This window comes from Nocardia takedensis NBRC 100417, from assembly GCF_000308695.1.
In the GTDB taxonomy this organism is placed as follows: Bacteria; Actinomycetota; Actinomycetes; order Mycobacteriales; family Mycobacteriaceae; genus Nocardia; species Nocardia takedensis.
Genome location: NZ_BAGG01000085.1, coordinates 16,716 through 27,541 on the forward strand (window position 1 = coordinate 16,716; position 10,826 = coordinate 27,541).

At 70.2% G+C, this 10,826-nt stretch carries 14 protein-coding genes; 5 read left to right on the plus strand and 9 right to left on the minus strand.

Features of this window, described 5'->3' with window-relative positions; genetic code table 11:
• Positions 1-127 precede the first annotated feature (127 nt).
• Complete coding sequence (locus ON30_RS17400) at positions 128-1,639, minus strand: flavin-containing monooxygenase (protein WP_040708486.1); 1,512 nt, start codon at positions 1,637-1,639, stop codon at positions 128-130.
• Positions 1,640-1,779: 140 nt separating this feature from the next.
• On the opposite strand from ON30_RS17400, the gene ON30_RS17405 reads away from it, so the two are divergent.
• Both ON30_RS17405 and ON30_RS17410 read left to right on the plus strand, forming a co-directional pair.
• Positions 1,780-2,361: a TetR/AcrR family transcriptional regulator gene (locus ON30_RS17405; protein WP_051029469.1), complete on the plus strand. Its 582-nt coding sequence runs from the start codon at positions 1,780-1,782 to the stop codon at positions 2,359-2,361.
• Between the two features lie 63 nt (positions 2,362-2,424).
• Positions 2,425-3,078 (plus strand): DivIVA domain-containing protein, encoded by a 654-nt coding sequence (locus tag ON30_RS17410; RefSeq protein ID WP_245554094.1) that lies wholly within the window; start codon positions 2,425-2,427, stop codon positions 3,076-3,078.
• 10 nt (positions 3,079-3,088) lie between these two features.
• Here the strand turns inward: ON30_RS17410 and ON30_RS17415 are convergent, their stop codons facing one another.
• From ON30_RS17415 to ruvC, 4 genes are read right to left on the minus strand one after another with little or no spacing between them, the layout of a single operon-like run.
• On the minus strand, positions 3,089-3,604 hold the full coding sequence (locus tag ON30_RS17415; protein WP_040708488.1) for a GtrA family protein: 516 nt from the start codon (positions 3,602-3,604) through the stop codon (positions 3,089-3,091).
• A 59-nt stretch (positions 3,605-3,663) separates the two neighbouring features.
• Entirely contained in the window at positions 3,664-4,758 is a 1,095-nt protein-coding gene (gene ruvB / locus ON30_RS17420; RefSeq protein ID WP_040708490.1) for a Holliday junction branch migration DNA helicase RuvB, read from the minus strand.
• 3 nt (positions 4,759-4,761) lie between these two features.
• The gene (ruvA, locus tag ON30_RS17425) at positions 4,762-5,361 is read right to left on the minus strand and encodes a Holliday junction branch migration protein RuvA (protein ID WP_040708491.1); all 600 of its coding nucleotides are present in this window, start codon (positions 5,359-5,361) and stop codon (positions 4,762-4,764) included.
• Positions 5,358-5,954, minus strand: coding sequence for a crossover junction endodeoxyribonuclease RuvC (gene ruvC / locus ON30_RS17430; protein ID WP_040708492.1), 597 nt, complete (start codon positions 5,952-5,954; stop codon positions 5,358-5,360). The genes ruvA and ruvC overlap by 4 nt, the downstream gene beginning before the upstream one ends.
• A gap of 218 nt (positions 5,955-6,172) precedes the next feature.
• Here ruvC and ON30_RS17435 point away from each other — a divergent pair, with 218 nt between their 5' ends.
• Positions 6,173-6,556, plus strand: a complete 384-nt coding sequence (locus ON30_RS17435; RefSeq protein WP_040708493.1) for an ArsR/SmtB family transcription factor — start codon at positions 6,173-6,175, stop codon at positions 6,554-6,556.
• Positions 6,553-7,053, plus strand: a complete 501-nt coding sequence (locus ON30_RS17440; RefSeq protein WP_040708495.1) for an SRPBCC family protein — start codon at positions 6,553-6,555, stop codon at positions 7,051-7,053. The genes ON30_RS17435 and ON30_RS17440 overlap by 4 nt, the downstream gene beginning before the upstream one ends.
• Positions 7,054-7,105: 52 nt before the next feature.
• Here ON30_RS17440 and ON30_RS17445 read toward each other — a convergent pair whose 3' ends face one another.
• The 3 genes from ON30_RS17445 to ON30_RS17455 all read right to left on the minus strand — a co-directional run bounded on the left by ON30_RS17445 (position 7,106) and on the right by ON30_RS17455 (position 9,451).
• Positions 7,106-7,861, minus strand: a complete 756-nt coding sequence (locus ON30_RS17445; RefSeq protein WP_040708496.1) for a YebC/PmpR family DNA-binding transcriptional regulator — start codon at positions 7,859-7,861, stop codon at positions 7,106-7,108.
• 83 nt (positions 7,862-7,944) lie between these two features.
• Complete coding sequence (gene pdxT / locus ON30_RS17450) at positions 7,945-8,586, minus strand: pyridoxal 5'-phosphate synthase glutaminase subunit PdxT (protein WP_051029468.1); 642 nt, start codon at positions 8,584-8,586, stop codon at positions 7,945-7,947.
• Positions 8,587-8,629: 43 nt separating this feature from the next.
• Positions 8,630-9,451, minus strand: coding sequence for an acyl-CoA thioesterase (locus ON30_RS17455; RefSeq protein ID WP_040708497.1), 822 nt, complete (start codon positions 9,449-9,451; stop codon positions 8,630-8,632).
• A gap of 111 nt (positions 9,452-9,562) precedes the next feature.
• Here ON30_RS17455 and ON30_RS17460 point away from each other — a divergent pair, with 111 nt between their 5' ends.
• On the plus strand, positions 9,563-10,171 hold the full coding sequence (locus ON30_RS17460) for a nucleoside/nucleotide kinase family protein (protein WP_040708498.1): 609 nt from the start codon (positions 9,563-9,565) through the stop codon (positions 10,169-10,171).
• A gap of 284 nt (positions 10,172-10,455) precedes the next feature.
• Here ON30_RS17460 and ON30_RS17465 read toward each other — a convergent pair.
• Positions 10,456-10,826: pyridoxal biosynthesis lyase PdxS (locus tag ON30_RS17465; protein ID WP_040708500.1), on the minus strand; the 371-nt coding region annotated here is incomplete at its 5' end.

Sequence of the window (10,826 nt, forward strand, 5' to 3'; positions counted from 1 at the left end):
GGTACTCCCACAGTCTGCCAGTTCGCGTCCTGCGCGCCACACCCGCACACCCCCGGCCCGCGCTGGTCGCGCCCGCGCCGGCCGGGCACCCCTCGAACAGGCCGGGCCGGTGCGGACGCGTCGGGACTCAGGCCGAGCGCTCGCGCGCCGGTTCGCGTTCGCCGAAGTCGTAGTCCTCGAGCGGGAAGCTCACCGCGTGCCGATGGGTGCTGACGGTGCTGTTGGGACGCAGCAGCGCCGCCTCGCCGTGCGGGTTGAAGTAGTAGCTGCGCGAGGTCGCGCAGTCGCCACCGTAGAACACCGAATCGCCGAGTCGTTCGGTCACCTCGGCCAGGAACCGGTCGTTGGCCGCTTCGGTGACCTCGAAGGTGCGCTCGCCGCGACGCAGCATCTCCCCGAACAGCCTGCCCATGTGCTTCATCTGCGCCTCGATGGTGGTGAAGTAGGACAGCCCGCTGTAGGAGTAGGGGCTGTTGAGACTGACGAAGTTGGGGAATTTCGGCACGGTGATGCCCTCGTAGGCCTGGAAGCGGTGCTCGCGCCACCACCGGCCGAGATCGCGTCCCTCGCGGCCGATGATCCGCACGGCCGGGAAGTTGACGTCCCACAGGTTGAAGCCGGTGGCCAGGATGAGGGTGTCGATCTCGGTCACCCGCCCGTCGGCGGTGACGATGCCCTCGGGGACCACGCGCTCGATCGACCCGGTCTCGAGGTGCACGTTGGGCCGGTTGAAGCTGCGGAAGTAGTGGTTGGAGAAGGTGGGCCGCTTGCAGCCGAAGTCGTAGTGCGGGGTGAGCTGTTCGCGGACCTGCTTGTCGCGCACCTGGACCCGCAGGTGCGCCTTGGCCAGCAGGCCCGCCGCCCGGTTCAGCGGGGCGGCCTGGCGGAAATGCAGCACGCCGACCACCATCAGCGCCTCCAGCAGGCTGGTGTTGACCAGGCGCGCGGCCTTCTGGGTGGCGGGCACCCGGGCGAACAGGCGCTGCACCGCGTCGGGGATGGGGGTGTCGACCTTGGGCACCACCCAGATCGGCGTGCGCTGGAAGACGGTCAGCCGCTCGACCTCGCGCGCGGCCTCGGGCACCAGTTGGACCGCGGTCGCGCCGGTGCCGATGATGGCGGCCCTACGCCCCTTCAGGTCGAAGTCGGCGGGCCAGGCGGTGGTGTGCACGATCTCGCCGGCGAAGCTGTCCATACCGGGGAAGGGCGGGGTGTAGGGCTGGGAGAGGAAGCCGGTGGCGGTGAGCAGATACCGGGCGGTCAGGGTTTCGCCGCCGGCGACTGCCACTTCCCACTGCTGCTCGACCTCGTCCCAGCGGGCCCCGTCGACGGTGACGCCGAAACGCATCCGGCGGCGCAACCCGTAGGTGTCGGCGATGTGCTCGGCGTACCTCTTCAGTTCGGCCCCTGGCGCGAACAGCCTGCTCCAGTACGGGTTCGGCGCGAAGGAATAGGAGTAGGTGACCGAGGCGATGTCCACCGCGAGACCGGGATACCGGTTCACGTGCCAGGTGCCGCCCAGATCGTCCTCGCGTTCGAGGATCACGAAATTTCCCAAGCCGAGACGGTCGAGCTCGATGGCCGCGCCCATCCCGCCGAAACCCGCACCGACCACGACCGCGTCGTATCGAGGTGCCACGCCGAACCTCCAGATTGTGAATCGCCTATCACAGAATGACACATCATTCCGTTGATGACGACTGTATCATCGTGCTGGTGACGGAGTCATCCACGCGGACGCCACGCACGGGCGCGCGGGCCGAGCGACGCAAGGCCGAGATGCGCCGCGACATCATCGACACCGCCTTCGTGTGCTTCGCCGAGAAGGGCTACCACGCCACCGGCATCGCCGACATCGCCGCCGAACTCGGCATCGGCCACGGCACCTTCTACCGGTACTTCAGCAACAAACGCGACATCATCGACCACGTCATCGACGAACTGGCCGAACGCATCGTCACCGCGCTCGGCACCGAGAACTCCCCCGACGCGGCCCGGACCCTCGAGGAATACCGGGAGCAGACCGACCGGATCGGCGACGCGCTGACCCGCATCCTGCTCGAGGACCGGCGCGTCCCGCAGTTGCTGCTGTTCCACGCCACCGGCATCGACGACGAACTCACCGCGCGCCTCTACGGCCTGCTCGACACCGCCGACTCGCTCACCGCCGCCTACCTCGAACACGGCGTCGAACTCGGTTATCTGCGCGCCGATCTCGACACGCGCAACACCGCGCGCGCGGTGACGGGCATGCTGTTGGCGGGGGTTGTGCACGGCCTGCGCGACCCCGACGAGTCCGGTATCCGAGCGTTGACCGAAGCGATCCGGAGGCTGCTCATCGATGGTGTTCGCAACGACTGAGCCACGCGCCCGCGACAGCTACAGTGTGAGGGTCACAGCTGATCGGTTCCCATGGGGGGCGACGTGTTCGCGAGAGTCCGGGCCATACGCAACAGGAGCGGCCGTACCGCGCCGGACGCCGCCGCCGACCCCACCCCGCCCGTGCTGACCCCGGAGAGCGTGCGCGGCATCCACTTCGCCATGCCGCAGGTCGGCCAGTGGGGCTACGACGCCGCCCAGGTGGACGAATTCCTCGAACAACTCGCCCGCACCTTGGCGGGCGAGGGCACACTCACCGCCGACGATCTGCGCCGGGTCCGCTTCGACACCCCGCGCTTCGGCGCGCGGGGCTACCAGGAGGACCAGGTCGACGAATTCCTCGACCGGGTCCGCGTCGAACTCGAACTGCGCCAACGCGGCATCCGCCCCGTGCCCGCCCCGAGCATCGGCTCACCCGCCACCGATCTGCTGACCCCCGAGGACGTGCACCGGGTGCAGTTCAGCCGGGCGCCCGTGGGGCGACGCGGCTACAACGAGGAGGAGGTCGACGCGTTCCTCGACCTCGTCGCCGCCACCCTGGCCCACGACGGGCCGGGCAGTCTCACCGTCGCCGACGTGCAGGCCGTGCGGTTCACCGACTGTCGTCTCGGCACCCGCGGCTACCAGCGCGACGAAGTCGACGCGTTCCTGGACCTGGTGGCCACCGCGCTCACCTACGCCCACCGCACCAGTCGCTGACCCGCGCGGATCAGCCCTGGATGCTGTGCAGTTCGGCCTCGCGCAGGTCGTCGGGGAAGACGTAGCGGCGGAAGGCCCAGAACCGGAACACCATCGCCAGCAGCACGCCGAGGATCTGCCCGGTGATGAAGTTCGCGACGGCCTGGGTCACCGGGCCCACGTGCGGAACGCGAATGTTGAACAGGTACAGCGAGACCGCCTGCGGCAGCAGCGTCACGCCGATCCCGAGCGCGCTGATCGCGAAGAACAGCGCCGCCTCGTGGTGCCGCTGCCTGCCGCCCCTGCTGCGGAAGGACCATTCGCGATTGAGGACGTAGGACGCGATGGTCGCGATCAGGACGCCGAGCAACCGCGCCGTCAAGGGCTTGTCACCCAACACCGTCAATTTGGTCGCGTACACGACCCCGGTGTCGATGAACCAGGTGATCGCGCCGACCGTCGCGAACTTCAGCTTCTCCGAATGCAGGATCAGCTGGGACCGATACGGCTCGGGCACCCGCTCGAGAACTGACTGGACCAATGCCACCCGACCGACTCTATCCCGCCGCGCCGGACTCGGCCCCTCGGCGTCGATATCCGGGAGATTCAGTCGAACAGGTCCAGGGTCGGCTGCGGTTCGCGGCCGCGGACCTCGAAAGCGTTGACCGCCAGGTCCGGCGGCGGCGTCAACCCCAGATGCCGCCAGGCCGCGGCGGTGGCGACACGTCCGCGCGGGGTGCGCGCGACCATGCCCGCGCGCACCAGGAACGGTTCGCACACCTCCTCGACGGTGGCCGCCTCCTCCCCCACCGCGACGGCGAGCGTGGACACGCCGACCGGGCCGCCGCCGAAACCGCGCACCAGTGCGCCCAGCACCGCGCGGTCGAGCCTGTCCAGACCGAGGGCGTCCACGTCGTAGACCTCGAGAGCGGCGCGGGCCACGGCCAGGGTGATCCGACCGTCGGCGCGCACCTCGGCGTAGTCGCGGACCCGCCGCAACAGTCGGTTGGCGATGCGCGGGGTGCCGCGCGAACGCCCGGCGACCTCGGCGGCGGCGTCGGTGTCGATCTCGACGCCGAGAATGCGGGCCGAGCGGCCCAGGATGCGCAACAGTTCCTCGGGCTCGTAGAAATCCATGTGCCCGGTGAACCCGAACCGGTCGCGCAGCGGACCCGTCAGCGCGCCGGAGCGCGTCGTGGCCCCGACCAGGGTGAACGGGGCGATGTCCAACGGGATCGACGTCGCGCCCGGCCCCTTGCCGACCACCACGTCGACGCGGAAATCCTCCATCGCCAGATACAGCATCTCCTCGGCCGGTCTGGCGATGCGGTGGATCTCGTCGATGAACAGCACGTCGCCCTCGACCAGATTGCTCAGCATCGCGGCCAGATCGCCCGCCCGTTCCAGCGCCGGGCCAGAGGTGATGCGCAGCGCGGTACCCAATTCGCCCGCGATGATCATCGCCATACTGGTCTTGCCCAGGCCCGGCGGCCCGGACAGCAGGACGTGATCGGGCGTCGCGCCGCGCCCTTTCGCGCCGCGCAGCACCAACGCGAGTTGTTCGCGCACCCGCGGTTGGCCGATGAAATCGTCCAGCGATTTCGGGCGCAGACCGGCCTCGATCTCGCCGTCGGACCGCAGATACCCCGGGGTGACCGGTGATTCGCCCGCGTCGAGGTCGGTGTGCTCGTCCTCCGTCATCGGCTAGCGGTTCCTGCCCAGCAACCCCAGCGCGGCGCGCAAGGCCACCGACGTGGTGGCCTCGGGCTGTTCGGCCAGCACACTGTCGACGGCCTGTTCGGCCTGTTTGAGCGGGAAACTCAGACCGGTCAGCGCCTCGACCACCTGATCGCGCACCGGGGCCGCGGCGGCGGCCGACCCGGGCGGGCCGGACTGCACCGGAACCAGATCCACCTTGTCGCGCAGTTCGACCACCATGCGCTCCGCGCCGCGCTTGCCGATGCCGGGCACCCTGGTCAGCGCCGCCACGTTGCTCTCGGCCAGCGCCTTGCGCAGCGCCTCGGGTTCGAGCACCGCCAACACCGCCATCGCCAGGCGAGGGCCGACCCCGGACACCGTCTGCAACAACCCGAACAGGTCACGCGCCTCGGTGTCGGCGAACCCGAACAGCGTCATCGAATCCTCGCGCACGATCATGGCGGTGTAGAGGCGGGCCTGTTCGCCGCGGGTCAGCGTGGCCAGCGTGGCCGGGGTGGCGTTGAGCCGGTAGCCCACGCCCGCCGCCTCGAGCACCGCGTGGTCCAACGCCACCTCAAGTACCTCACCGCGTACCGACGCGATCACCCGCGCACCGCCTTTCGTCCCGTCTGCCGTGCGACGGCTCGTCGCTGTTCGGCGAGCCGCTCGGCGTGGCGCTGTCGCACCGCGGCCGCCTGCGCCTCGGCCCTGGCCATCCGGTCCAGCAGCGGCGCCCGCCAACAATGACAGATCGCCAAGGCGAGCGCATCGGCCGCGTCGGCGGGTTTGGGGGCCGTCGTCAACCCGAGGATCCGGGTGACCATCGCCGTCACCTGCGCCTTGTCGGCGGTGCCGTTGCCGGTGACCGCCGCCTTGACCTCGCTGGGGGTGTGGAAGGCCACCGGGATGTCGCGGCGCGCCGCCGCCAGCGCGATCACCCCGCCCGCCTGCGCGGTACCCATGGCGGTGCGCACGTTGTGCTGGGCGAAGACCCGCTCGATCGCCACCGCCTCCGGGCGGTGATCGTCCATCCACCGTTCGGCGGCATCGGCCACGAGCAGCAGCCGCCGAGGTAGTTCCATCTCCGGCGGGGTGCGCACGACGCCGACGTCGACCGCGGTGACCTTGCGCCCGATACCGCCCTCCACGATGCTCAGGCCGCACCGGGTGAGTCCGGGGTCGACGCCCATCACCCGCACGAAATCCCCTCTCACAGACACGAACAACTGTTCGAGAGTCTAGAGGACGCCTACGACACCCTCGGACAGCGACACGATCGCGCCGGGTCAGGGGACTGATTCGACCGCGGACGCGAAGGCGGCGTCGAGGATCTCCTTGCCGCCAGTGTGCCCGGCGGCGACCGATTCGCGCATCGGCATTTCTGGACAATGCGTAACCGAGTGGTTACGCTTTCGAGGTGGACGAGGTAGCGGCGGCGATTGCCGACCCCGTGCGGCGGCGCATCCTGGAATTGCTGGTCGAGGGGCCCCGCACGGCGGGCGACATCGCGGATCGATTCGACATCAGCAGACCGGCGATCAGCCGTCATCTGCGGGTGCTGCGCGAGAGCGACCTGGTCCACGACGAAGTACGCGGCCGACAGCGGTACTACTCCCTCGATCCCGGACCGTTGGCCGACCTGGCGGACTGGATCGCCGGACTGCGCCCCGCCGACGCCTGGTCGCGCCGTTTCGATGCCCTGGAGACCGAAGTCCACCGCGCGCGGCGCGACCGTCGCACCGCCGCGCGCTCCCCTGCGCACACCGACACCGACACCGACACCGAGGAGAACACCGCATGAGCACACCGGCGGGCCGACTGTTCGGCACCGAGACCGGGGTCGACCTGGTCCTGACCCGCGCCTTCCGCGCCGGCGTCGAGGACGTCTGGGCGAGCCTCACCGACTCCGAGCGCACCGCGCGCTGGTTCGGCCCGTGGAAGGGCGAACCCGGAACGGGCCGCACCATCGAGGTGCAGATGGTCCACGAGGAGGAACAGCCGTGGATGCCGATGACCATCGACGCCTGCGAACCGCCGCGGCGACTGGCGGTGTCCTCGGTCGACGACCACGGGTCGTGGCTGCTCGAAGCGGTGCTCACCGAGACCGACGGCGGCACCGAACTGCGCTTCATCCAGCACTTCACCGAGGCCGACCGCGACTCGGTCGCCCACACCGGCCCGGGCTGGGAGTACTACCTGGACATGTTCGCCGCCGCGCACGACGGCGCCCCCACGCCGGACTTCGCCGACTACTGGCCGTCCATGCAGGAGTACTACACGAATCTGAAGGCCGACTGACGGCGAGAGGGCCGGTCCGCGCGCACGCGAACCGGCCCTCGCACCGAAACCGTCAGTCCTGCTCGAGCTGGGCCAGCACCTCGTCGGACAGATCCACGTTGGTGTAGACGTTCTGCACGTCGTCGCTGTCCTCGAGCGCGTCCACCAGTTTGAAGACCTTGCGCGCGCCGTCGGCGTCGACCGGCACGCTCACCGAGGGCTGGAAGCCCGACTCCGCGGAGTCGTAATCGATGCCCGCGGTCTGCAACGCCTTGCGGACCGGGATCAGATCGGTGGGCTCGCTGATGATCTCGAAGGTGTCGCCCAGGTCGTTGACGTCCTCGGCGCCCGCGTCCAGCACGGCCGTCAGTACGTCGTCCTCGGACAGACCGTTCTTCTCCAGCGTGACCACGCCTTTGCGGTGGAACAGGTAGGACACCGACCCCGGATCGGCCATGTTGCCGCCGTTGCGGGTCATCGCGACCCGGACCTCGCCCGCGGCGCGGTTGCGATTGTCGGTGAGACATTCGATCAGCACGGCGACGCCGTTGGGGCCGTAGCCCTCGTACATGATCGTCTGCCAGTCCGCGCCGCCCGCTTCCTCGCCACCGCCGCGCTTGCGGGCGCGTTCGATGTTGTCGTTCGGGACCGACGACTTCTTCGCCTTCTGGATGGCGTCGTACAGCGTCGGGTTGCCTTCCGGGTCACCGCCACCCGTCCGGGCCGCCACCTCGATGTTCTTGATCAGCTTCGCGAAGAGCTTGCCCCGCTTGGCATCGATCGCGGCCTTCTTGTGCTTGGTGGTGGCCCATTTGGAGTGGCCGCTCATTCCCTACTTCCTTCAGGTCGGTGGCACATGTTGACTTCGCTACGTTACCCGCGCCGCCGCGTCCGCCCCGGTGCGGGGGCGATTCACCCGACCTCGGCGACCGCCGCGCGCACCATCCCCACGAACATCCGGTGCACCCGCAGGTCACCGGTCACCTCCGGGTGGAACGAGGTGGCCAGCACGTGTCCCTGGCGCACCGCCACGACACGCCCCGCGCTCGGACCGCTCGGCACCGTCGCCAACACCTGTACCCCGTCGCCGACCCGCTCGACCCACGGGGCGCGGATGAAGACCGCGCGCACCGGGCCGTCGTCCAGGCCCGCGAAGTCCAGGTCGGTCTCGAACGAGTCGACCTGTCGACCGAAAGCGTTGCGGCGCACCGTCATGTCGATCCCGGACAGGTGCCGGGCGTCCGGTCGCGTGTCGAGCACCTCGGAGGCCAGCAGGATCATGCCCGCGCAGGACCCGTAGGCGGGCATCCCGTCGCGCAGTCGCGCGCGCAGCGGTTCCAGCAACTCGAACACCTCGAGCAGTTTGCTGATCGCGGTGGACTCGCCGCCGGGCAACACCAGCGCGTCCACGGCCGCCAACTCGGCCGGTCGGCGCACCAGCACCGGGTCCGCGCCGCAGCGCTGGAGCGCGGCGACGTGTTCGCGCACGTCGCCCTGCAAGGCCAGTACACCCACGGTGGGCCGGGCGGGGTCGGTGACCAGGGAGGCGTTCACCCGCCACAGCTTACGAGCGGCGACGCTGTGGCCGCGCTCACGCTCACCGCTCGCGCAGCGTGCGGATCAACCCCTCCTGCACCACCGCCGCGACCAGCGCGCCCGCGCGGTCGAAGATCTTGCCGCCGGTCAGCGCGCGACCGAAGCCGGCCGACGGGGAGGACTGGTCGTAGAGCAGCCAGTCGTCGGCGCGGAACGGACGCAGGAACCACATGGCGTGGTCGAGCGAGGCGTTCTGGGTGGGCTCGTCGGGGTGGATGACCTTCGAGGAGCCGAGCAGGGTCATATCGCTCATGTAGGCCAGCGTGCAGACGTGGAACAGCGGGTCGTCGGGCAGCGGGTGACGGTAGCGGAACCACACCTGCTGCGGGGAGACCACGCCGTCGCGGACGGTGACCTCGTCCTGGGGCACCGGCCGGATGTCCCAGTGCTCCCACTCGCGCATCGCCCACAGCCGCTCCGGGTCCATACTCGTCTTGGCGTCGGGCAGGTCGTCGGGCGGACGCACCGCGGGCATCACGTCCTGGTGCTGCGGACCGGAGTCCTCGACGTGGAAGGAGGCCGACATGGTGAAGATCGCGGCCCCGTCCTGCACGCCGGTGACGCGGCGGGTGCAGAAGGAGCGGCCGTCGCGGATGCGCTCGACCAGGTACACCGTCGGCTGATCCGGATTGCCCGGCCGCAGGAAGTAGCCGTGCAGCGAATGCACCCCGAAGCGGGCCTCGACGGTGCGCACGGCGGCCACCAGCGCCTGACCGGCTACCTGACCGCCGAAGGTGCGCGGCAACTGCGTCTCGGTCGACGCGCCACGGAAGATGTCCCGCTCCAGCCGCTCGATCTCCAGGGCCTCTTCGATTGTCGCCATGCGCTGAGATTAACCCGGGCGGTCGGATTCGCCCCGTTCGGCCGGTCCCGCGGCGATCGCACCGCAACCCCGGCGGTGGCGTATCCGACGACGACTTGCTGAGATGGACGGGTGCCCGAGTTCGTCGCGATCACCCCGGAACGTCTCGCCGCGACGGTCGCCGAGGACGCGGTGACGCGCCCCGGGCCGGTCCTGGTCGCCGTCGACGGGGCCGAGGCCGCCGACCCGCTCGCCCTGGCGCGGTCGATCGTCGACGCGGTCCGCGAACGCGCCCGCCCCGCCGAGGCGGTGGCCCTGCGCGACTACATCCGGCCCGCCTCGCTGCGCCTGGAACACGGCCGCACCGACGAGATGTCCTACCGCACCGCGTGGTTCGACTACGCCGCGGTGCGCCGCGAGGTGGTCGACGCGCTGCGCGAGCGCGGCCGCTGGCTGCCCGCGCTGTGGGACGGCGAGCACGATCGCTCCGCGCGCGCCGCCGTCCGCACCGCGGCTCCGGGGACGGTGCTGGTGCTCGCGGGCCCCATGCTCGCCGGTCGCGACCTGGCTCCCGACGTGTCCGTGCGCCTGGTCATGTCCGAGGCGGCGCTGCGCCGTCGGACGCCCACCGAAGACCACTGGACGATTCCGGCTCTCCTCGACCACGCCCGCGAGAACCCCGATCCGGCAACGTATTCCTTGCGCTGGGACCACCCCGACCGCCCCGCCCTCGTGCGCTGATCCGCCCAGGCGCCCCGCACCGATCCACGGATCGCAGGCCACCCCCGACCACACAGCTGTCGCCGACACGACCCGAACACATGGCCGTCGCCATGAGGCCGGCCCAAACCCGTTAGTCCTGGCCGCTTTTCCGCCGTCCGGCTCATCCCCGCACCCTTCAGCGCGAGCATTCGACGCCCACATGGCGTGATGCGCATATCCGAGTACCGACATGAGGCTGATTCCGGCGCGGAACGGCCGCCGAGCGGAATGCCCGGCGGCCGTGGATGTTCGGTGGCGCTATCTCACCAACCGCGCTCGGCGAGGCGGTGCGGCTGCGGGATCTCCTCGACGTTGATGCCGACCATGGCCTCCCCCAGACCGCGCGAGACCTTGGCCAGCACGTCGGGGTCGTCGTAGAAGGTGGTGGCCTTCACGATGGCGTTCGCGCGCTCGGCGGGGTTGCCGGACTTGAAGATTCCGGAGCCGACGAACACGCCTTCGGCGCCGAGTTGCCTCATCATCGCGGCGTCGGCCGGGGTGGCGATACCGCCCGCCGTGAACAGCACCACGGGGAGCTTGCCGGTCTCGGCGACCTCGCGCACCAACTCGTAGGGGGCCTGCAATTCCTTGGCGGCGACGAAGAGTTCGTCGGCGGGCAGCGAGGCGAGCGCGC

Excerpts from the sequence above, each read along its gene's own strand:
- ON30_RS17405 (WP_051029469.1), top strand. The coding sequence starts at position 1,780 with ATGCGCCGCGACATCATCGACACCGCCTTCGTGTGCTTCGCCGAGAAG.
- ruvB (WP_040708490.1), bottom strand. The coding sequence starts at position 4,758 with ATGACGGAGGACGAGCACACCGACCTCGACGCGGGCGAATCACCGGTC.
- ON30_RS17440 (WP_040708495.1), top strand. The coding sequence starts at position 6,553 with ATGAGCACACCGGCGGGCCGACTGTTCGGCACCGAGACCGGGGTCGAC.
- ON30_RS17445 (WP_040708496.1), bottom strand. The coding sequence starts at position 7,861 with ATGAGCGGCCACTCCAAATGGGCCACCACCAAGCACAAGAAGGCCGCG.
- ON30_RS17455 (WP_040708497.1), bottom strand. The coding sequence starts at position 9,451 with ATGGCGACAATCGAAGAGGCCCTGGAGATCGAGCGGCTGGAGCGGGAC.